This is a genomic window from Kitasatospora sp. NPDC101447 (assembly GCF_044767225.1).
In the GTDB taxonomy this organism is placed as follows: domain Bacteria; phylum Actinomycetota; class Actinomycetes; order Streptomycetales; family Streptomycetaceae; genus Kitasatospora.
Genome location: NZ_JBIWNL010000002.1, coordinates 281,049 through 303,126, shown reverse-complemented (window position 1 = coordinate 303,126; position 22,078 = coordinate 281,049). Strand labels below are relative to the sequence as shown.

General features: G+C 73.7%; 15 protein-coding genes. All 15 read right to left on the bottom strand.

Annotation, left to right across the window (positions count from 1 at the left end; translation table 11 throughout):
- Positions 1–2: 2 nt before the first annotated feature.
- On the bottom strand, positions 3–650 hold the full coding sequence (locus ACIRST_RS03850; protein ID WP_350525571.1) for a PIG-L family deacetylase: 648 nt from the start codon (positions 648–650) through the stop codon (positions 3–5).
- Positions 647–1,465 carry a glucose-1-phosphate cytidylyltransferase gene (locus tag ACIRST_RS03845; RefSeq protein ID WP_350525570.1) on the bottom strand — a complete coding sequence of 273 codons (819 nt, stop codon included), beginning with the start codon at positions 1,463–1,465 and terminating at the stop codon, positions 647–649. The genes ACIRST_RS03850 and ACIRST_RS03845 overlap by 4 nt, the downstream gene beginning before the upstream one ends.
- The gene (locus ACIRST_RS03840; RefSeq protein WP_350525569.1) at positions 1,462–2,697 is read right to left on the bottom strand and encodes a class I SAM-dependent methyltransferase; all 1,236 of its coding nucleotides are present in this window, start codon (positions 2,695–2,697) and stop codon (positions 1,462–1,464) included. The genes ACIRST_RS03845 and ACIRST_RS03840 overlap by 4 nt, the downstream gene beginning before the upstream one ends.
- A complete protein-coding gene (locus tag ACIRST_RS03835; protein ID WP_402799753.1) occupies positions 2,694–3,968 on the bottom strand; it encodes a glycosyltransferase in 1,275 nt (424 codons plus the stop codon). Before ACIRST_RS03835 ends, ACIRST_RS03840 begins: the two co-directional genes overlap by 4 nt.
- A 2-nt stretch (positions 3,969–3,970) precedes the next feature.
- Positions 3,971–5,350 carry an O-antigen ligase domain-containing protein gene (locus ACIRST_RS03830; protein ID WP_402799750.1) on the bottom strand — a complete coding sequence of 460 codons (1,380 nt, stop codon included), beginning with the start codon at positions 5,348–5,350 and terminating at the stop codon, positions 3,971–3,973.
- Between the two features lies 1 nt (position 5,351).
- Positions 5,352–6,905, bottom strand: a complete 1,554-nt coding sequence (locus ACIRST_RS03825) for a right-handed parallel beta-helix repeat-containing protein (RefSeq protein ID WP_402800125.1) — start codon at positions 6,903–6,905, stop codon at positions 5,352–5,354.
- A 14-nt stretch (positions 6,906–6,919) separates the two neighbouring features.
- Positions 6,920–8,884 carry an alginate lyase family protein gene (locus tag ACIRST_RS03820; protein ID WP_402799748.1) on the bottom strand — a complete coding sequence of 655 codons (1,965 nt, stop codon included), beginning with the start codon at positions 8,882–8,884 and terminating at the stop codon, positions 6,920–6,922.
- On the bottom strand, positions 8,881–11,073 hold the full coding sequence (locus tag ACIRST_RS03815) for a bi-domain-containing oxidoreductase (RefSeq protein WP_402799745.1): 2,193 nt from the start codon (positions 11,071–11,073) through the stop codon (positions 8,881–8,883). Before ACIRST_RS03815 ends, ACIRST_RS03820 begins: the two co-directional genes overlap by 4 nt.
- Before the next feature lie 37 nt (positions 11,074–11,110).
- A complete protein-coding gene (gene asnB, locus ACIRST_RS03810) occupies positions 11,111–13,045 on the bottom strand; it encodes an asparagine synthase (glutamine-hydrolyzing) (RefSeq protein WP_402799743.1) in 1,935 nt (644 codons plus the stop codon).
- A gap of 3 nt (positions 13,046–13,048) precedes the next feature.
- Positions 13,049–14,578, bottom strand: a complete 1,530-nt coding sequence (locus ACIRST_RS03805; RefSeq protein ID WP_402799740.1) for a Wzz/FepE/Etk N-terminal domain-containing protein — start codon at positions 14,576–14,578, stop codon at positions 13,049–13,051.
- Positions 14,575–15,990 carry a Wzz/FepE/Etk N-terminal domain-containing protein gene (locus ACIRST_RS03800; protein ID WP_402799737.1) on the bottom strand — a complete coding sequence of 472 codons (1,416 nt, stop codon included), beginning with the start codon at positions 15,988–15,990 and terminating at the stop codon, positions 14,575–14,577. The genes ACIRST_RS03805 and ACIRST_RS03800 overlap by 4 nt, the downstream gene beginning before the upstream one ends.
- Positions 15,987–17,264 (bottom strand): glycosyltransferase family 4 protein, encoded by a 1,278-nt coding sequence (locus ACIRST_RS03795; RefSeq protein WP_402799734.1) that lies wholly within the window; start codon positions 17,262–17,264, stop codon positions 15,987–15,989. Before ACIRST_RS03795 ends, ACIRST_RS03800 begins: the two co-directional genes overlap by 4 nt.
- Positions 17,254–18,570 (bottom strand): nucleotide sugar dehydrogenase, encoded by a 1,317-nt coding sequence (locus ACIRST_RS03790; RefSeq protein WP_402799732.1) that lies wholly within the window; start codon positions 18,568–18,570, stop codon positions 17,254–17,256. The genes ACIRST_RS03795 and ACIRST_RS03790 overlap by 11 nt, the downstream gene beginning before the upstream one ends.
- A gap of 73 nt (positions 18,571–18,643) precedes the next feature.
- Positions 18,644–20,122, bottom strand: coding sequence for a sugar transferase (locus ACIRST_RS03785; protein WP_402799729.1), 1,479 nt, complete (start codon positions 20,120–20,122; stop codon positions 18,644–18,646).
- A gap of 598 nt (positions 20,123–20,720) precedes the next feature.
- Positions 20,721–22,055: a cation:proton antiporter gene (locus ACIRST_RS03780; protein WP_402799727.1), complete on the bottom strand. Its 1,335-nt coding sequence runs from the start codon at positions 22,053–22,055 to the stop codon at positions 20,721–20,723.
- Between the last annotated feature and the right edge of the window lie 23 nt (positions 22,056–22,078).

Genomic DNA, 22,078 nt, shown 5'->3' with positions numbered 1-22,078 from the left:
GGTCATCCCCCCAGGTTCAGAGTCAGTTTGGTGACGGCGAACGCCTCGGCGTAGCGGGCGTGGCACTCGATGCCGCGGATCCGTGCCAGCCCGAGGAAGGCCTCCCGGTCGTACCAGGGGCGGTGGCGCTGCGAGGGGTAGTGCTCCTGCAGCAGCCGGACCTTCTCCTCGGCGGTCTCCGGGGTCAGCGGCTGGTAGGCCACCGGGCGGCCGAGGTCGCCGTCCCACTTGACGATCTCGTAGCCGAGGACGAGGTGGTCGCGGAAGGCGGTGGTCATCAGTTGCGCCAGGCCCCGGTGGTCCTGGTGGGCGTCCTCGGTGCGCGGGGCGAGGACCACGTCCGGCTCGCTGCGCCCGCGCAGTTCCTCGACGGCGGCCTTGGCCTCGTCCCAGTGCGCGGGCAGCCGGCCGTCGGGCAGCTTGAGCACGGTCAGCCGCAGGTCGGCGTCCGGGCAGAAGGCGGCGAGCGCGGCCCGTTCCTCCTCCTCGCGTTCGCCCCCGCCGCCGGAGAGCACCAGGGCGTCGACCCGCAGGCCGGGCCGGGCCCGGCACATCGTCAGCAGGGAGCCGCCCGCGCCGATGGCGATGTCGTCGCAGTGCGCACCCACGGCGACGACCGCGTCCGGGCGCCCGGCCCCGAGGCGGATCACGCGGTCCCCGCCGCGGCGCCGGCCGGACGGCCGGCCGCGCCGTCCCGCTCCCACACGGCCCACGGGCGGTCGCCCCGGGCGTAGGCGGCGTCCAGCGCGGCCCGTTCCTTCACGGTGTCGGTCGGCTTCCAGAAGCCGCGGTGCTGGTGCGCCACCAGCCGTCCGCGCTTCGCCAGTTGGGTGCACCCGTCGGCGACCAGGTCGCCGTTCTCCGGGATGTGGTCGAAGACCTCCTGGCGGAGCACGAAGTAGCCGCCGTTCTCCCACAGCGGCAGTTCGCTCACCGCCGTGATGCCGCCCACCAGGCCGTCCTCGCCCAGCTCCACGCAGTGGAACGAGGACTGCGGCGGCACCACCATCATCGACGCACCGGCGTCGCGCCGGGCGAACGCGTCGATCATCTCCGGCAGCGGGGCGTCGGTGAGCACGTCGGCGTAGTTGGCGAGGAACATCTCCTCGCCGTCGAGGTGGTGGCGCACCCGGCGCAGCCGCTCCCCGATCGGCGACTCGATGCCGGTCTGCGCGAAGGTGATCGTCCAGGAGGCGATGTCGGTGGACAGCAGCTCGGTCTTCCCGCCCCGCAGCACGAAGTCGTTGGACGTCGTCTCCTCGTAGTTGAGGAAGAACTCCTTGATGTGGTGGGCCCCGTACCCGAGGCAGAGGATGAACTCCGTGTGCCCGTAGTACGCGTAGTAGCGCATGACGTGCCAGATCAGCGGCCGCGGGCCGACCATCGCCATCGGCTTGGGCACGTCGTCGGACGCTCCGCTGCGCATGCGCAGCCCGTAACCGCCGCAGAACAGGACGACCTTCATGCCTTCACCTCGACGATGCTGAGTTCCGGGATGGGGAAGACCAGTCGGCCGCCCCACTCGTGCACGAAGGAGAGCTGCTCGGTCAGCTCGGCCCGCAGGTTCCACGGGAGGACGAGGACGTAGTCGGGCTTGTCGGCGGCGATCCGCTCGGGCGGCAGGATCGGGATGCGGGTGCCCGGGGTGAACCTGCCGTGCTTGTACGGGTTGCGGTCGACCGTGTACGGGAGCAGGTCGGGCCGGATGCCGCAGTGATTGAGCAGGGTGTTGCCCTTGCCGGGGGCGCCGTAGCCGACGACCGTCTCGCCGCGCTCGGCCGCCTCGACGAGGAACTTGAGGAGGTCCCGGCGCACCTTGGCCACCCGGGCGGAGAACTCGGTGTACCCGGAGAGGTCCTGCAGCCCGGCGGCCTTCTCCCGGTCCAGCACCTCGGCGACCCGGCCGGTCGGCTCGCCGGCCGCCCCGTCCGGGCGGGCCCACAGCCGGATGGAGCCGCCGTGCGTCGGCAGCAGTTCGACGTCCACGAGCGTGAGTCCGCCGCTGGCCAGGGCCCGGGCCGCGGAGGCGACCGTGTAGTACTGGAAGTGCTCGTGGTAGATCGTGTCGTACTGGTTCTCCTCGATCAGGGTCAGCAGGTGCTGCACCTCGATGGAGACCCAGCCGTCGTCGGCGACCAGGGCGCGCAGCCCCCGGGTGAACCCGACCACGTCGGGGATGTGCGCGTACACGTTGTTGGCCACGACCAGGTCCGCCGGGCCGTGTTCGGCGCGGACGGCCGAGCCGGTGACCGGGTCCAGGAACGCCGTGAGGGTGGGCACGCCGGCCTCGCGCGCCGCGGCGCCGACGTTCACCGACGGTTCGATGCCGAGGCAGCGGATCCCCCGGTCCACGACGTGCCGGAGCAGGTACCCGTCGTTGCTCGCGACCTCGACCACGAAGGCGTCGGGGCCCAGGTCCAGCCGCTGTACGGCACCGCTGACGAAGCTACGGGCGTGCTCCACCCAGGAGGTCGAGTAGGAGGAGAAGTACGCGTACTGCGTGAACGTCTCCTCGGGCGTGATCAGCGGCGGGATCTGCGCCAGCCAGCAGTCGGTGCAGACCCGCAGGTGCAGCGGGTACGCCGGCTCCGGCCGGTCCAGTTCGTCCGCGGCGAGGAAGCTCTCGCACGGCGGGGTCGCCCCCAGGTCGACGACGCTCCCCAACGCCGTCGATCCGCAGAGTCGGCATCGTGTCATGTCCTGCCCCCATCCCTGCCCGCGCGGGTGCCCCGGCGCGAGCCCGTGTTTCCGTTCCCGACCGGCGGCGCGCCGTCCGCGCCGCCGGACCGCACCGCGATCGCGGTGCGGTACCCCTCCACCAGGCGCTCCAGCCCGACGGCCGGGCTGAAGCCCTGCTCGTACCGGCGCCGGGCCGCCCGGCCCATCTCCTGGTTGCGGTCCGCCCCGGCCGTGATCCGGCGGATGCAGGACGCGAGCGAGGCCGCCTCCCCGGGCCGGTGCAGCAGCCCGGTCACCCCGTCCTCGACGAGTTCGGCGAAGGCGCCGTGACCGGCGGCGACGGCCGGGACGCCGGCCGCCATCGCCTCCACGACCACCAGGCCGAACGCCTCCAGCCACGTCGAGGGCGCCACCACGGCGACCGACCGCGCGAGGGCCTGCCGGCACTGGTCCCGGTCGTACAGGCCGACGTACCGCACGTCGTCCCGGCCCGCCGCCCAGGCGGTCACCTCGCGCTCCAGCGGGCCCGTGCCGGCGACCACGAGCGGCACGCCCACCCCGCCGGCCGCGGCGAGTTCGTCCCACGCGGTCATGAGCAGCCGCACGCCCTTGGCCTCCGCGAGTCGGCCGAGGTAGAGCAGGTGCTCGCCGACGCCGGTGCGGCACGTGCCCGGGTCGGGCACGAAGTTGTGCTTGACCGCCAGCCGTTCGGCCGGCAGGCCGGCCCGCACCAGGACGTCGCGCTGCGCCGCGGAGATGCAGAAGAACCGCTCCACGCCGGACCACCACCGCCGCCGGTTGACCGACAGGCTGACGGCGAGCGGCACCGTCGCCAACCGGGAGTTGCGGTAGCAGCCGTGCCGGACGGCGGGCAGCGGCGAGCCGCCGACGCACTCGGTGCACGGCCGGCCGTCCCGCTGCAGCGTGCCCGGCGGGCAGACCTGGGTGTAGTTGTGCAGCGTGGCGACGGCCGGCACGCCGGCGTCGGCGCAGGCGGCCAGCACCGCGGGCGACAGCAGCGGGAAGACGTTGTGGACGTGCACCACGTCCGGCCGCTCGGTGCGCAGCCGGGCCGCGAGTTCCTTGCGGACCGCCGGGTTCCACGGCACCAGCAGCGGCACCGCGATCTTGCCCGGCAGGGACCGGGCGGCGATGTCGTCGCTGCGCCGCTCGAACACCTCGACCCGGTGCCCGGCCTCGCGCAGCAGCCCCACCTCCTGGTCGACGACCATGTTCTCCCCGCTCGGCTGCGCCGAGGCGTAGCGGTTGTGCACCACGAGGACGCGCATGCTCACCCTCCCTCCGATCCGTGGGTCCATGGCGGTGTGCGTCGTCGGAGGGCTCCGGGCACCCCGGCTCGGGACACCGGGTCTCCGAACGCCGCGACTCGGGGCAACCCGCCTCCGGACAGCGCGACTCCGGGCGCCGGTCCGTGGCCGGCCGCGGCGGGTGTCACCAGCAGCGAGGCGGCCACCGTCAGGTGCAGCAGGTACGGCGAGGCGTCGCCCAGCCCGGCCTCGGTGTACGACGCGATCGCGCAGTAGCTGATCAGGAAGATCGCGCAGGCCCTCGCCAGCGACGGCGGCCGCAGCAGCGCGACGCCGCCCAGCACGACGAGGATCGCCGCCACGACGGTGACGCCGGCCAGGCCCTGCTCGTTGTAGACGGCCAGCCAGCTGTTGTCGATCGGCAGCCCGCCGAACGACTTGTCGCCCAGCCCCACGCCGAACAGCTGCTCCGTGGTCGTCCGGGGCGCCGCCAGCAGCGCGTCCCAGACCTTGGCCCGGCCGGTGAGGTTGGAGAAGTTCTCCTGGCTCTGTCCGCGCAGGAACCACGCCTGCAGCAGTGAGCTCAGCCCGACCGCGGCCACGGTGGCGCACAGCACCGCCCAGGTGAAGAACCGGCGGGCGGCGGCGCTGGTCAGGACGAGTGAGCCGACGGCCAGCACCAGCCCGATGAGCATGGCGACCGTCGCCGTCCGGGTGTGGGTCAGCGCGAGCAGGACGAAGGACGGCACGATGACGGTGGCCGCGCTCGCCCCGGTGGTCCGGCGGTCCAGCAGGAGCAGCACGGTGAGCCCGATGATCACCGCGGCGTACTGGCCGATCTGCGGCGGGGTGAGCGGCCACAGCGCGCCGACCAGCCGCCCGCCGTAGAGGTCGGGCATGGCCGCGCCCGGCGAGACGACCAGGCCGGCGGCCACCGACGCGAGCACCGCGAAGTACATCCGGATGTGGTGCCGGACGAGCAGCGGGCCGCCGTCCCACCAGCGGCTGAGCAGCCACAGCGTGCCGACGAACAGGGTCAGCCGGAAGCAGCGGAACAGCGCCCCGAACCCGGACTCCAGGTGCGCGCTGGAGATCACGCTCAGCACCAGCATCAGGGTGAGCAGGAACAGGAAGGCGCTGGCGCGGATGCGCAGCCGGAGGTTGAGGGCGAGCGCCAGCGCGAACGCGGTGACCAGCGCGCCCATGGTGGCCATCTGGATGAGGGAGCGGGGCAGCGGGACGATGGTCTTCGCCCCGGCGGAGCCGAGGGTGTTGAGGATGAGCAGCCCCCAGACCGTCCCGACGGCCTTCGGGGTGCCGGCCGGGCGCGGCCGGGCGTCGGGCCGGGCGCCCGCGGTGTCCGGTCCGGCGGGCGGCCCGGCGCACATCTGGTTCCGGCCCATCTCAACCACCCGCCCGCGGCCGGAAGGTGCTGCCCTGGTCCTGCTGGTACGGCGCGCCCTGCCACTGCGCGGAGTCGAGCGTCCGGCTCGGGTCGTGGGCGACGAAGCTCCACGGTCCGAGGTAGGTGTTGTCGTGCCAGCGGTTCTGCTGCTTGCCGGTGATCGCCTCGGCCACCGGTTCGCCCTTGTACGGCGACCAGTCCGGGTAGGTGCCGTAGTTGGCGAGCACCGCCATCCGGCCGCAGCCGGTCGTGCAGCCGGGGACGGTCGGGTCCAGGACGAAGCGGTTGTCGTGGATGTCGACGCGCTGGGTCTTCCACCGGCAGTCGGCGTAGAGCGGTGCGCCGGCGATGCCCGGTTGTGCGCAGCTGGCGGTGTTCTTCACCAGCAGGGTGCAGTCACCGGACGAGGTGTTGGCCGGGCTGTTGCAGAACCGGTCGGCGTTCTCCCACAGGGTGATCCCGGACCAGTTGTCCTCCAGCACGTTCCGGTCGATCTCGATCTTGTCGGTGCGGGCGGGGATCCGCGGTTCGCCGCCGGACTCGGACAGGTAGACGGTCGCGACCGGGAAGTTGTCGCCGCGGTCGGCGTACCTGCGGCCCTCGACCCAGTCGTTGCGCCGGATCGTGTTGTTCCGGATGACCGCGTTGTAGCTGGTCTCGTAGATCAGCGCGGCGCCGTCGTTGGACTCCAGCACGTTGTCCTCGATGCGGAAGTCGTTGTTGTTGGTGTCCGCCCACAGCCCGGTGCCGCGGTTGTCGTGCACCCAGTTGCCGCGCACGTCGGCGCCGTTGACGGCCCAGAACTTGACGCCTCCGGTGCAGCCGCAGCCCGGCTGGCGCCGCTCCCACTCGTCGGTGTCGTTCCCGGTGATCTCGTTGCCCTCCACCACGAGGTCGCTGACGGGGCCGCCGGTCTTGTACGCGTTCATGCCGTACTGCCCGTTGCCGCGCAGGCAGCTGGCGCGGACCCGCTGGTGGGCGCCGGCCATCAGCCCGGCGCCGGAGTTGTTCTGGATCGTCGCGTGCTCGATCACCCACCCGTCGGCCGAGTCGTGGTTGACCACGCCCTCGTTCTGCGGCGCGACGAAGCCCTGCACGGTCAGGTAGCGGATGGTGACGCCGCCGGCGGCGCCGCCGAACGCGTACTCGTTGGTCTTCCCGCCGTCGAGCACCGCGCCCGGCGCGCCGAGGTAGCTGTCCCCCTCCTTGGGGACGACCTGGGCGTACCGGTCCGACGCGAGCCGGTGCGTGCCCGGTCCGAGCCAGAACGTGGTGTTCGGCGGGCTGTTCCTGGTCTTTGCGGACAGGTCGCCGACCACCGCCGGGTCGATCGTCACCGCGCCCGCCGGCGCCGTCGCCGGTCCGGCCGCGGGCTCGGCGCACACCCGGGCGACGGCCACGGCCGCGGACGCGGTCGGCGCCCCGGTCGGCTTCGCCGGGGCGTCCGACGTGCTCGTGCAGCCGGTCGCCGCCAGCAGGGCGAGCGTCAGCGCCGCCGCAGCCGACGCCGTGCGCCGCGGCGTCGACGCCCCCCGGTGCGGCCGCCTCGTGATCCCCACGCGCCCCCCTAGCCGTGGAACCTGAGTACGGTGGTGAACCCCTGCGCGCCGTCGGCGAAGCCGGTGCCGATCAGCGTGGTGGCGGGCTCCTTGCGGCCGAAGCCTGCGGAGTACCAGCCGAGCGGCGGGTCGCTCTCGCCGCGGTGGGCGCGCCAGGACAGCTGCCCGGCGAGGTCGAGCTCCGCGGAGCGGTCCTCGCCGTCACCGGTCCAGGTGAGCAGCGCCCGGTTCCCCGTCAGGTCCGCGGTGACGGCGGGGCCGAGGTGGAAGGCCAGCCGTACGGGCCGGCGCGGTCCGCTCACCTCGTCGACCACCCGCAACTCCCGGCTCCCGGCGGTCAGTTCCACCCGGCGGCGGTGCACGGAGGGCCGGTAGCCGTCGTGTTCGGCGCACCAGCGGGCCACTCCCCCACCGGCCGCGTCCTTGTCTGCCACGTCCGCGACCAGGACGCGGCTGCGGGCCTGCCGGGTCCACAGGAACGGGCCGCCGGAGACGGACTGGTCGGCGCCGTCCAGTTCCAGCGTGTTGTGGCCGAGGGTCGAGCGGAAGTACCGCCGCCACTCCGGCTGCCCGTGGTAGCAGAACGTCCCCGGGTCGGCGAGCACGTCGACCCCGTCCTGCCGGACCTCCAGGGACAGCGCGTCGGCGTGGGCGTGCGCGGCGATGGACAGGAACCCGTGCGGACCGCCGTCGCAGCGGCACCAGATCCGGTCCTCCTCGTCGCGGAGGATGGTCATCCCGGCGTCGGCCAGGTGGACGGGCCGGCTCGCCGGGCGGGCCACGCCCGACCCGTACGGCTTCAGCAGCGCGGCCAGCAGCGGGGTGCGGACGTCGCCGGCCGCCACCTCCGGCCACCAGGGCAGGCGGCCGAACACGGCCTCCCCGGTGGCGAGCAGCGAGGCCCAGCGGTCGGTGCCCGCGCCGTCCACGACCAGGCCGTGCCCGTCGTCCGCGTCGCCCTGGCGCGGGGGCCGCAGCCGGTTGTCGACCACGGCGGCCAGGGCGTCGGTCATCCGCAGCAGCACCAGACGGACCGTCGCGGGGACGGGCACCCCGGCGGCGTCCGCCTCGGCGACCGCGGCCAGGCCGAGCTCCAGGACGAGCCCGTGGTACTCGCTGGCCAGCTCCCGGTTGAGGCCGGACAGGAAGGTGTTGGCGCGCAGGTGGCGGTCCAGCGAGCGCAGCGCCTCCGCACGCCATCGCTCCGACTCGGGGAACCGGTCGAAGGCGCAGGAGGCGGCGAACTGCCCGGCGGCCTCGGCGATGACGTGGTTGTTCGCGGAGGAGCCCCGGCTGGGGAAGGCCGCCAGCCAGCGCTGGTGGTGCCAGATCTGGTGCAGCGCCGTCGGGTTGGCCTCGAACAGCGCGGCCGCGCCCGACCAGCCGTCCAGCAGCCGGCGCACCCACACCCAGGACAGCAGCCGGATGCCCAGCTCGATGCCGCTGACCCAGTGCACGCCCTCCAGCGGCGGGTTGACCTTCCACCAGGAGCGCAGGTGGTCGGCGACGCGCTCGGCGTAGCGCTCGTTGCCGGTGACGGCGTACGCGGCGGCGAGCACCGTCAGGTACTGGTGCCGGGAGGGCTCCCAGATCTGCTTGATGTCGCCGACGGCGCCCTCGTCCCGGTAGGGCACGTCGAAGGCGTAGCCGGCGGTGGCCCGGCGGCCGGTCTTCGGGTCGAACCACCAGTCCGGGTCGGCCATGTCCGCGCGCTCCACGCCGAAGAACTCGGCGCGGCCGTCCATCAGCCGGTCCGCCTCGGCGACCAGCCGCTTGGCAGCCTCGGCGGGCACCGCCTCGACCGCCCCGGCGGGCAGCACGGCGGTGAACCGGGCGCCGCTGACGGCCGGGCCCGCCGGCGGGATCTCCTTGCCCCACCGGCGCCGGCGCAGCGTGTCGCCCACCCGGCCGGCGACCTCCTGCGGCCCCATCGCGGACAGGCGCCGCAGGTACCAGCCCGCGCTCATGGTCACAGCGACCTCGCCAGGGCCACCGGGGCGCCGGCGCCCAGGCTGGCCTGCACCGCGAGGGTGGCCGCCGTGGTGGCGACCAGGGACTCCAGCGGCACCGGCATCGGCCCGCCGGTGCGCACGGCCTTGACGAACGAGGCCAGCTCGTTGGACTGGCCCTTGTCCCGGGCCTTGGGCAGCCGCGAGCTGACCCACCGCTTGCGGCCGTACACCGAGGCGCGGACGAAGTCGTCGAGCTTGAGCACCTTGCCGTCGGCGAGCAGGTCCAGCGTCTCCTTGGGGAAGCCGGGCGCCCCGGAGGTGACGTAGCTGATGGCGGCGGTGGAGCCGTCGGGGTAGCCCAGCACGATCTGGAGGTCCTCGTTGCCGGACGGGGCGACGGCGTACACCGAGACCGGGTCCGCGCCGAGCAGCCAGCTCGCGGTGTCGATGAAGTGGCCGCCCTCGCCCTCGAATCGCGAGCCCTCGGTGCCCTGCTGGAGGTACCAGCTGCCGTGCTGGAGGCGGCCCGCGTTGACGAGGTAGCGCAGGCTGGCCGGGCCCGTACGGGCGCCGAGGCGGGTCCTGGCCTCGCGCAGCAGCGGGGCGAAGCGGCGGTTGAACCCGACCTGGAGGCGGTCGTTGCCGGACTCCTCCACCGTGGCGAGCACGGAGGCGAGTTCGTCCTCGGTCAGGGCGAGCGGCTTCTCCACGAAGACGGCCTTGCCGGCCAGCAGCGCCTTGCGGGTCAGGGAGGCGTGCGAGCTGTGCCGGGTGACCACGAAGACGGCGTCGATCGAGGAGTCCCCGAGGACGGCGTCCAGGTCGGTGGTCGCCCGGGCGAAGCCGAACTTGCGCTGGGCGTTGGCCGCGGACAGGGACGTGGTGGTGACGACGGTGGACAGTGCCACGCCCTCGCGCTGGGCCAGGTGCGGCAGCAGCATGGAGGACGCGTAGTTGCCCGCGCCGACGAACGCCAGCCGCACCGGGGCGCCGGCCGGGCGGGCCGTGGCCGTCCGCGCGGCGGGGAGCCTGACGGCGGGGATCTCCAGCTTCGGGGCCTCGGCCTTCGCCGGCGGCTCCGATTCCGCCGGGGCGTAGCGGAACAGCGCGGTGACGGCCTTCAGTTCGCCGTCCTTGAGGCGCCGGTACGTCTCCACCGCGTCCTCGAAGTCGGCGACGTGGGAGATCAGCGGGTCGACGTCGACGCGGCCGCGGGCCATCAGGTCGATGAAGCAGGCCAGGTTGCGCCGCTCCGTCCAGCGCACGTACCCGATCGGGTAGTCGCGCCCCTCCAGCTCGTACTCCGGGTCGTAGCGCCCGGGGCCGTAGGAGCGCGAGAAGCGGACGTCCAGCTCCTTCTCGTAGTACGCGTTCCACGGCAGGTCCAGGCGGCACTTGCCGATGTCGACGACCCGGCCGCGGTCCCGGGCCAGGTGCGCGGCCAGCTCCACGGGCTGGTTGCTGCCGCCGCCGGCCGCCAGGTACACCTGGTCCACGCCGTGGCCGTCCGTCAGCTCCGCGACGGCGTTCTCCACGGCCGCCGAGCCCGGGTCGCCGCAGGCCGCCGCGCCCAGGCGCTCGGCGAGCTCGCAGCGCGAGGGGTCCGGGTCGGCGCCGACCACGCGCACACCGGCGGCGGTGAGCAGCTGCACCACCAGCTGCCCGATCAGCCCGAGGCCGATCACCAGCGCCACCTCGCCGAGCTGCGGCTCGCCCTGGCGGACGCCCTGCAGCGCGATCGACCCGACGGTGCCGAAGGCCGCGTGCCGCGGCGCCAGGCCGTCCGGCACCGGGGTGTAGAGGTTCTTCGGCACCCAGTTCAGCTCGGCGTGCAGCGCGTGCTCGTTGCCGGCGCAGGCCACCAGGTCGCCGGCCTTCACGTCGTCGATCCCGGCGCCGACCTGCTCGACCACCCCGCACAGCGAGTAGCCCAGCGGCGTGTACGAGTCCAGCTTGCCCATCACCTTGCGGTAGGTGGCGGGCAGTCCGTTGGTGGCCACGCTCTGCATGACCTTGGCGACCTGGTCCGGCCGGGAGCGGGCCTTGCCCAGCATCGACATGCCGGCCTCGGAGACCTTCATCAGTTCGGTTCCGGTGGAGATCAGCGAGTAGGCGGTGCGGACCAGCACCCCGCCCGGCTTGCACCCCGGCGCCGGCACGTCGAGCACCGCCAGCTCGCCGCTCTTGTAGTTCTGCACGACCTGTTTCACTCGGAGTCCCCTAGGTTTCTCAGCCGTCACGTGTGCTCTACGCCGGCGAACCGGCGCTGTGGTCGGTCCCGGAGGTCGCACTGCGGTACCAGTACTCCAGGGTCAGCACGTGCCACAGGTGTTTGGAGAAGTCCCGCTGCCCGGAGGCGTCCTCGGCGACGAGCCGCGCCAGCGCGTCGCGCCGCAGGAACCCGGAGCGGACGAGCACGCCGTCGTTCACCACCTCGCGCACCAGCGGGGCGAGGTCCCGGCTCATCCAGGCCCGCAGCGGGGCGCTGAACAGGCCCTTGGGCCGGTACACGATCTCCCGGGGCAGGACCGAGGTGGCCGCCTCCTTGAGGACGGCCTTGCCCTGCCGTCCGACGATCTTCCGGTCGCCGGGCACGGCGAACGCCGCCCTGACCACCTCGACGTCCACGTACGGCACCCGCACCTCGGTCGACGCGGCCATGCTGGAGCGGTCGGTGTACGCGAGGTTCAGGCCCGGCAGGAACATCCGGGCGTCGCCCAGGCACATCCGGTTGACGAAGTCGTCGAGCTCGTTGTCCCGGTAGACGTCCGCGTGCTCGGTCAGGACGTCGTCGACGGTCCCGGCGAGGTCCGGATCGACCAGGGCGAGCAGTTCGGCCCGGTCGTACATGGTGTAGCTGCGCCGGAACGCCGTCTCCTCCGGCAGGTCGGCGAAGGACAGGAACCGCTTGGCGAACCGCACCGACCGGTACCCGCGGCGGGCCGAGGCCACCGGCAGCCGGTCCACCGCCGCGGACAGGCCGCGCCGCAGGGGCCGCGGGACGCGCTGGTAGCGCAGCGCGATCAGGTTGGCCAGGTGTTTGCGGTAGCCGGCGAACAGCTCGTCGGCGCCCATCCCCGAGAGCAGCACCTTGACGCCGGCCTCCCGGGCGGCCGAGCAGATCAGGAAGGTGTTGATCGCGGCGGGGTCGCCGATCGGCTCGTCCAGGTGGTACGTCATCCGCGGCAGCAGGTCGAGCACGTCCGGGGCGATCTCGATCTCGTGCAGGTCGACGCCGAACCGCTCGGCCACCTGACGGGCGTAGCGGAGGTCGTCCGGCATCGCCTCGAACCTGGCGTCCTCGGCGCGGAACCCGATCGTGTAGGCGGAGATCCCGGGGTGGTCGCGGGCCGCCAGCGCGGTCAGGTAGCTGGAGTCCAGCCCGCCGGAGAGGAAGGTCGCCACGGGGACGTCGGAGAGCAGGTGGCGCCGGGTCGACTCCTCGACGATCGCGGCGATGTCGGGCAGCTCGCCGCTGCGGGCCCGTTCCCGGCCCTCGGCGGCGACGTCCCGCAGGTGCCAGAACCGGCCGCGCTCCACCCGGCCGTCGGGCCGGCACCGCAGCCAGCTGCCCGGCGGCAGCTTCTCCGCCTCGCGGAACGCGCACCGCGAGTCCGGCACCCAGTAGTACAGCAGTGAGGCCACCAGCGCCGCGTGGTCCACCTGCAGCGACCCGCCGGTGGCGGCGGCCAGCGCCTTGAGCTCGGAGGCGAACACCAGGCCCTCGCCGCGCCGGAGCAGGAAGAGCGGCTTGATGCCGAGCTGGTCGCGGGCGAGCACCAGCTCGCCGGTCCGCTCGTCGAAGATCCCGAACGCGAACATGCCGCGCAGCCTGGGCAGGCAGTCCGTGCCCCAGCGCCGCCAGGCCTCCAGCAGCACCTCGGTGTCGGAGGTTCCGCGGAAGCGCACCCCGGTGGCCGACAGTTCGGCCCGCAGCTCGGGCGCGTTGTACAGCTCGCCGTTGTACGTCAGGACGAGGCCGTTCGAGACCATCGGCTGGGCGCCGGTCTCCGACAGGTCGATGATGGCCAGTCGGCGGTGCCCGAGGTGCACCTCGCCGTCACCGACGGGGTGGCTGTACCGGCCCGCCCCGTCCGGCCCCCGGTGGGCGAGGGTCTCGGTGAGCAGGTCGGTCACGGCCTTCCCGTCCGGCCATCGGTACGTTCCTGCGATGCCGCACATGTCCTACCTCGCCTCCTGGTCACTGTCCGGGACCATGGCGGTCCACATCGGTAGCCGCTCGGTCCGCCGCCGCCCCGTGCCGATCGGCCGGGCCGGCCGGTCGTTGCGGCCGCGCGGCGCGGCGGGCGGCCCGTCCCAGAGCGTGCCGTCGGTCCGGTCCCGCGGATCGGGGTCGATCAGCACCACACCGATCACCGGTATGCGCTGGTCCGCGAGTTGCCGCGCCACGGTGTGCAGCCATGCGGCGCTGCCGTGGCCGGCCCGCACGACGAGCACGGTCCGGGTGCCGAGGTGGCGCAGGTCGGTCCACGCCGTGCCGGGCGCCACCGAGCCGACGCCGACCCGTCGTTCCTGCGCCGACTCGGCCTCGGCCGTCCCGTCGGCGACCACGGTCGGGGCCCCGGGCCCGGGGCGGCGGTCGGCGAGCTTCGAGCCGGGCAGGCCGTCGACCACGACGACCGGCCCCTCCTCGCCCAGTGCCGCGGCGAGGTCCAGGGCGATCGCGCCCGTGCTGCGCGCACAGCCCAGTTCCAGCAGCGACACCGGCTCCGCGGAGTCGCGCACGCTGCGGACCAGGGTCGCGGTGAGCCGGCTGCGGGCCCTCCTGGTCCGGCGTCCCTGCCACCGCCGCCCCCGCCGGCGGGGTACCCGGCGCAGTTCCGCGATGACGGAGGCGCCGAGGTTCGCCGCGATCTCCCGGCGCAGCACGGGCCGGTCCGCCACCACCACGCCGACGGCCGACACCGCGAGCCCGAGGACGAGCCCGAGGACGACTCCGACCACGGCGTCGGTGGCGGCGGTCCTGGCCAGGGAGTGCCGCTCGGCGCGCGGGGTGTCCACGATCTGGGTGCCGGCGACGAGCCGGGGCGTGCCGACGCTCGCCTCGGCGGCCCGCTGGCCGAAGTCGGTGATCCGCGAGGTGAGTTCGGCCCGGCTGGCGAAGAGCGACTCCATGTTCGCCGAGGCCTTCGGACCGCTCTGCGGCGTCGCGTCGCCGATCGCCTTGTTGACCTGGGCGAGTTGCTCCTGCAGCCGGTCGCGCTGGTCGAGCAGGCTCTTGGCCTCGGCGGCCGCGGCCTCCTGGATCCGCCGGACGTGGTCGGCGACGAACGCGTCGGCCAGCGCCTTGGCCCGGGCCACCGCCTCCGCGTCGCTGCGGCCCTTCACGGTGATCTGCAGCAGGTTGTTGGTCAGGCCGATGCCCCCGTAGTCCTGCATGAAGTCCTCCGGCTTGTCCGGGGAGCCGAGGGCCTGCAGGGCCTTGCCGGCGATCCCCGTGGTCTGCAGCAGGGCGACGTCGGTGCGGATGAGGGTCCCGGGGTCGTTCGGCTGGTCCGCCTCGTGCGCGACCAGCACCTTGGCCACCGCACTCGGCGGCGCCGGCATCAGCACCGCCGCCGCCGAGCCGAGCAGCAGCCCGAGCAGCGCCATGGCACACCAGAGGCGGCGGCGCCTGCGCACCGCGACCACCAGCGCCTGCAGGTCCAGCAGCGGCGTGGCGGCCGGCGACTCCGACGTCGTACTCGTCGTCACCCCGAACCTCTCCTCGCCTCGTCGCCGACGGCGGCCGGGATCTCGGTCCCGGGCTCGGGTACGGTCTCCGGCTCGGGCGCAGCCGCGGTCTCGGGCTCGGCGCCCTCCGGCGGACGGCCGGCCGTCCGCGCCGGTGCCCGGACCGCGCCGGCGACGACCGCGCCGACGACCTTGTGCCGGGCGTCCGCGCACGCCTCGGCGATGCCGGTGAGCTCCCCCGCGGTCCAGCTGCCCGCGCTGAGCACGACCAGGACACCGGACTCGTCGTCACGGTCCGGCACCAGCGGCCGGGACACCGACACCCCCACCACCCGCAGCAGCGGATCGCCGCCGGCCTCGGTGACGAGCTGCCCGGCGGCCAGGCGGGCCGTCTCGTCGCCGTCCGGGACGAGGACCAGCAGCCGCCGGGCGGCGGGCAGCCGGTCCCGGAGGCGGGCGCACACCCGCCGGTAGCGGACCTGCCGTCCGGCCTCGTCGCCGGAGGCCTGCGGGGCCGGGACGTCCCACCGGGTGTCGACGCCCAGCAGCCGGCGGAGCCGGGCCCCCGGGCCCCGGCCCTGCGGCCGGTGGACGGGCCGTTCACCGGGGACGTCGACGGTGCCGAGAACGACCGAGCCCAGCGCCGCGGCGATCTCGGGCTCGGTACGCGGGCGGCGGCTCATCCGTGCGGCGGTGAGGTGGCCGATGACGGCGAGGACGAGGAACAGCAGCGCCCCGGCGACGACGAGCTGCATCCGCGTCGGCGGTGCCTCGCCGGTCGGCCGGGCGGCCGGCCCCATGACGACCATGTTGGCCCGGTTCGCGGCCGGGTCGACCTGGTCCAGCTTCTTGACGGCGTCCTGCAGCGCGGTGCGCAGCTTGGCGAGTTCGGTGCGGGTCTGCACGCTCTCCACGGTCTGCCCCGGATCGGCCGCGTCGGCCAGGTCGGTGATGCGCCGGCTGGCCTGCACCACCATCTGCCGCAGCGCCTCGGGCTGGGACGCCGCGGGGTCGGTGCTGTCGCCGGCGATCCGCGCGGCGAAGGTGACGAACTGCTGGGCGACCTGGTCGGAGAGCTGCTGGGCGCGCTCCGGGGTCTCGGCCGTGCCCGAGATCTTGATGATGTTCCCGTCGGCGGCCGTGGCGCTCACCCGGTCCTGCAGCGCGGTGCCGGTGACGCCGCTCCAGCCGAGCGCGGCGGCCGCGCGGTCGACCACCACCGAACTGCTCGCGATCTCCGCCTGGGTCAGCAGCTCGCGCTCCTGCCACGCCCCGGGCAGCAGGACGGACGCCGACGCCGTGAAGCGCGGCGGGAACAGGAAGGACGTGCCGTAGCCGACGAGCGCACCCAGCACGGCGAGGACGGCGAGGAGCCGCCAGCGCCGGCGCAGGATCCGACCGATCGTGACCAGACGTATCGTTTCATCGCTCAACGGCGGGGCCTTCTCCCTGCCCGGTTCGGGCCGCCCGCCGACACCGGCGCCCGACCACGGCAGGCGGCGGCGTACGCGGCGAGCAGCGATCGCTGGGAGTTCCGCCAGGCGAGCGGCCCGTTGATCCGCTCCTGGCCGAGCTTGCCCATCCGGCCGCGCTCCTCCGGATCGTCCAGCAGCCGCGCGATGAGCGCGGCGAACTCGGCCTCGTCGTTCGCGGGCGCGTAGACGGCGGCGTCACCGGCGGAGACCCGCGCCTCCCGGAGGTCGAAGGAGACGATCGGCCGCCCCATCACCATGTACTCCAGGACCTTGTTCATGGTCGACACGTCGTTGAGCGGGTTGCGCGGGTCGGGCGAGAGGCAGACGTCGGCGCTGGACAGGTAGCGCACCAGGTCGGCGTCCGGTACCCGCCCGGTGAACTCCACCTGCTCCGAGAGCCCGAGCCGCCGGGACAGCTCCACCATCGCGTCGAAGGTGTCGCCGCCGCCCACGAACACCGCGTGCCAGTCGGTCCGCCCCTGCTCGTCGCGCAGCTTCGCGAGGGCCCGCAAGGCGTAGTCGACGCCGTCCTGCGGGCCCATCACACCGAGGTAGCACAGCAGATGGGGCTTGCCGCGCTTCAACTCCGGCTCGGGCGGCACGGGTTGGAACCGGTCGGTGTCGGGCGCGCTGCGCACCACGAAGACGTCCTCCGGCCGCCGGCCGCCGCGGCGCAGCGCGACGTCCCGGTAGCTCTCGTTCGTGGCCAGCACGACGTCCGCGGACCGGTAGGTCCACCGTTCCAGCGCGCACACGGCGCGGTGGAGCAGGTCCGCGCCGCGGTCGAACCGGGAGAGGTAGAGCTCGGGCACCAGGTCGTGCTGGTCGAAGACGATCCGCGCCCCGCGCCGCTTCAGCAACAGGGCCGGCAGGAACAGCAGGTCCGGCGGGTTGCAGATGTGGACCACGTCGACCGGGCCGACCCTGCGGGCCAGCCGGGCGGTGTGCCACAGCGCCGATCCGTACTCCTGCAGGTAGCCGGCCGGCCCGCCGGTGGCCGCGCGCAACGGGTAGCGGTGGATCCGCACGCCGTCGATCACCGCTTCCGGCTCGGTGTCCCGCTTGGTGCCCCGCGGGCAGACGACGTGCACCTCCCAGCCCGCGTCGCGCAGTGTCGTGCACTCCTGCCACACCCGCCGGTCGAAGGGCACCGACAGGTTCTCCACCAGGACCAGCGCGCGGCGGCCCGCGCCGTCACCGCCCGGCCCGCTGAACGACGCGTCACCAAGCAAGGCCCGTGTACCCCGGTTCGGTCCGGCGCACGTCGGCGTCGGGAAGGCGGATGAGGTCGATGATCTCCGGGCCGCCGGCATGGGGCAGCGCCGACAGGACGGCCGGCTCCCTGGTCCCGACCACGCACACCTCGGCGTGTTCGAGCACCTCGTCGACGGACTCCGCGAGCAGCTGCGCGAGGTGCGGCAGCCGGGTCTCGATGTACTCGCGGTTCGCGCCGAGCAGCCGGGAGAGGTTCACGTTGGGGTCGTAGATCCGCAGGTCGTAGCCCTTGCCGAAGAGCCGCTCCGCCAGCTCGACGAGCGGGCTCTCGCGCAGGTCGTCGGTGCCGGGCTTGAAGGAGAGGCCGAACAGGCCCACCCGGCGCTTGCCGGTGCGCTCGACCAACTCCACCGCGCGCTGCAGGTGTTCGGCGTTGGAGGGCAGCACGTGGGCGAGGATGGGCACCGCGACGTCGGCCCGCTGCGCCGCGTGGACCAGGCTGCGCAGGTCCTTGGGCAGGCAGGAGCCGCCGAAGGCGAAGCCGGGCCGCAGGTAGGCGGGGCTGACGTTCAGCTTGCGGTCCGCCAGGAAGACGTCGATCACCTGGTGCGAGTCCACCCCGAGCGCCCGGCACACCGCGCCCAGCTCGTTCGCGAAGCCGATCTTGAGGCCGTGGAAGGCGTTGTCCGCGTACTTGATCGCCTCGGCCGTCGGGACCGGCACCCGGAACACCTCGCCGGGCAGGCCCTCGTACAGCGCCGCGACCACGTCGCCGCTGGCCGGGTCGAGCTCGCCGATGACGGTCTTCGGCGGGTCGAAGAAGTCCCGCACGCTCGTGCCCTCGCGCAGGAACTCCGGGTTGACGGCGACTCCGAAGTCCACCCCGGCGGTGCCGCCGGCGTACTTCTCCAGGATCGGGACCAGCAGGTTCAGGCAGGTGCCCGGGAGCATGGTGCTGCGGAACACGACGGTCTGCCGCCCGCCCCGCTCGGCCACCGCGGCACCGATCTGCTCGGTGACCCGCTCCAGGTAGGTGGTGCACAGGCTGCCGTTGGGCTCCGACGGCGTTCCCACGCAGACCAGCGACACGTCGCTGCCCATGATCGCCTCGCGGACGTCGGCGGTCGCGCGCAGCGCCCCGGTCCGCACGACCTCGGCGATGAGCTCGCCGATCCGCTCCTCGACCACCGGGGCCTTGCCCTCGTTGACCAGGTCGACCTTCACCTGGTTCACGTCCACCCCAATGACCTCGTGCCCCAGGCTGGCCAGGCACGCGGCCGACACGCAGCCCACGTAGCCGAGCCCCAGGACGCTCACCCTCATGACCCGTTCCTCCCCTCGGGCAGGCCCCTGCGGCCTGCCGTCCGTGCGCCGTCCGGACGGCGCCCCCCACCCATCAGTAGGCCCCCTGCCCCTGGAGCACGGCCCGCAGCGTCTTCCACAAGATCACCGTGTCCAGGGCGAGCGACCAGTCCTCCACGTACCGCAGGTCCAGCCGCACCGCCTCCTCCCACGGCAGGTCGCTGCGTCCGCTGATCTGCCACAGGCCGGTGAGCCCGGGCTTGACGAGCAGCCGCCGCCGGATCTCCGGGCCGTACGCCGCGGACTCCTCCGGCAGCGGCGGCCGCGGGCCGACGAGCGACATCGAGCCGGTGAGCACGTTGACGAGCTGCGGGAGCTCGTCGAGCGAGTACCGGCGCAGCACTCCTCCGACCCTGGTCACCCGAGGGTCCCGGCGGAGCTTGAACAGCAGGCCGGCGCCCTCGTTGCGGTCGACCAGCCCGGCCCGCGCCCGGTCGGCGCCGACGACCATGGTGCGGAACTTGACGATGGTGAACTCGCGGCCGTCCTTGCCGACCCGGTGCTGGCGGTAGAACGCCCCGCCCCGGCTGTCCGCGAGCACCAGCAGCCCGACGAACAGCATCAGCGGCGCCAGCAGGACCAGCAGGACGGCGGCGCCCAGCCGGTCGACGACCTCCTTGACCACCCGGTGCCCCCCGGTGAAGGCCGGCATGCTGACCCGCAGCATCGGGATCCCGAGCACCGCGTCGACGTGCAGCCGCGGGCCGGCCACCTCCATCAGCACCGGCGCCACGACCATCTCGGCGTCGCTGCCTTCGAGGTTCCAGGCCAGCCGCTGCAGCCGTTCCGGCGACCAGTGCGGGTCCGGTGTGATCGCGACGACCCGGTAGCCGTCGCGGCGGACGTGGTTGGCGACGTCCGTCAGCCGCCCGACGACCGGCACGCCGTCCAGCCGGTCACCGTCGGGCCCGAGGCCGTCCGGCGTGCACACCGCCTCCACCCGCCAGCCGAGGTGCGGGAACTTGCGGGTCCGGGCGATCAGGTCGCGCACGGTGGCCACGCTCCCGGCGGCGAGCACCGGGCGCAGGCACAGTCCCTCGTTGCGCTGCTTGTGCAGCCGAAGGCGCAGCAGGTACCGCTCGGTCATGGTGACGAGCGTGATCGCCGGGATGGCGACGAAGATCCAGAGCCTGATGTTGTGCGAGCTGAGGGCGATCCCGCCGAGGGCCAGGACGACGGCCGCCGTGAACAGCGAGCGTCCGAGCCGGCGGAACTCCTCGGCACCCTGGCCGAGCACGGCCGGCGCCCAGGAGCGGGTCACCGTCAGCGCGCCCAGCACCAGCAGCTCGGTGCCGAAGGCCAGGATCCCCCACTTCTCGTGCCAGTTGGCCGCGTCGCGGACCCCGAAGAAGCCCCCGATCGCCGCCACGACGAAGGCGGTGGCCACGGTGTCACTGACGATCACGGTCCGGCGGTACCGCTGCTCCCAGTGCCGCGCGGGCCGCTTGATCGCCCCGTTCCCCGGGCGCCCCCGGGCCGACCGGAACGAGTCGGCTAACTCCCCCTCCTCCACAGCGTTTTCCAGGTCACCAGTGGGTTCGACGTGTTCGCTCCACACGGTTCCTCCCCCCGGGAGGCGCATGCGCCTCCCGCACTGTTCCTCCCCCGGGAGGCACCGCCTCCCGCGCCGCGCTGTTCCTTCCGCAAGGACGCCCCCGCCTCCCCGCGACATGGCAAAACCGGTTGTTGCAGCGCTACGTGAACATCCCACCCCGGCGGCAGCGGACCCGTACGTCCCGCCCGCCTCTCGATGCGCGCGGGGACCCGTCGACGGTTGCTCCCGGCACGCCAAGCGCCCTCACGGGCTCCAAGAATCGATCACCCCCACGTCCGGCGCCGGGGCACGGCGGCTGGCCGTCCGCAGGGCCGGACCCGTAGATCACCATTTGTCCACTCGTGCCCAAACTCGCGAAGCACGGTCAATCTAGAGCATCAGGGCCGCCCGAAGAAGGGGATGTGTGCATCTTGTGCTGAGGCTTCGGAGCTGCATCGGCCGGGCGGCAACCGACCGCGGACGTCCCGACCACCAGGACGTGCCCTGTGACCTGTGATGACGGGAGCACTCCGGGTCAGCTCGTCGTGAGCATGGTGACGCCGTGGAAAGGTGGCGCTCAGTTGTCCGGCCGGTGGACCAGGGTGATCCTGCGACGCCGTCGCACGGCCGGTACGCTCGCGCTCTCCCGCAACCCCGGCAGTGCGCCGGCGGCCCGCCGGTACCACCCGCCGTACCGGCCCGCGGCCCACACCGCGGACACGCCGTGGAGCAGCACACTCAGGCCGACGGTGACCGCGACCACCCGCCCGATCGTCGCCACCGCGGTGATGTGCTCCTCGGCGACGAGGAGCCCGAGCACGATCGAGGCGAGGCCGCGCGGCCCGAACCAGCCGATGTAGAGCACCGTGGGCGGCCGCAGCCCGCTGCCGAGGAGGGCGAGGGCCACCGGCACCATCCGCACCACGGTGAGGCTGAGCACGGCGTAGCCGACGATCCGCCAGCTGAGGTGCTCCAACGCCGGGCCGAGCAGCACCGCGCCGAAGAACAGCAGGCTCAGCACGGCCAGCAGGCCGCCCAGGTACTCCGCCAGGTCGGTCGTGTGCCCGTCGTCCACGGCGGGCCCGGCGGCAGGTGCTTCGGCCCCGGCGGGCCGGCCCGTCCCCAGCCCCTGCGCGAACGCGAAACCGGCCACCCACGCGGCGATGAAACCGCTCCCGTGCGTGACCACGGAGAGCGAGTACGGGGCGAAGGCCACCGCGAGGACGTAGATCTGGCGCCACTCGCCCGTGACCCAGCCGCGCGCCGCCGCCCACCGCAGGAGCCGACCGCCGCCCCAGCCGAGGGCCAGGCCGAACGCGGTGCTGAGCAGGAGCGCGCGCCAGAACGTCCCGCCCACGCCCTCCTCCGCGTAGGAGGTGCCCGGGACGCCGGCCAGGAAGAGGACGAAGAAGGGCAGCACCATGCCGTCGTTCAGTCCGCTCTCCACGTTCAGCGTCTGACGGACCAGTCGCGGCACCCGCGGGTCGGAGATGGCGCTCGCGCCGAGCGCGGCGTCGGTGGGGGCGAGGATCGCACCGACGAGCGCCAGCTCCCAGGCCGTCAGCCCCGGTAGGAGCGGCCAGGCCAGCAGCCAGCCCGCCCCGATGCTGAGCAGCAGGCCGATCCCGAGGAGCCGGCCCGGCAGCGCTCCGCCGGTGCGCAGGTCCCCGAGGCGCACCGACGTGGCGTCGGTGAACAGCACCAGGGTGAGGGCGGCCTCCAGGAGCGCGAGCAGCGGCCCGGCGTCGTGCGCCAGGCTCACCAGGTCGAGGCCGACCGGTCCGATCAGGATCCCGCAGCCGACGAACACCATCGCGGCGGACACCGGCGACCGAGCCAGCCGCGCCGACCCGAGCGCGTAGACGGCCACGACACCGGCCACCGCCGCGCCGGTCCAGGCGGTGTCACTCATGACACCGCGTGCTTCCGCCGCAT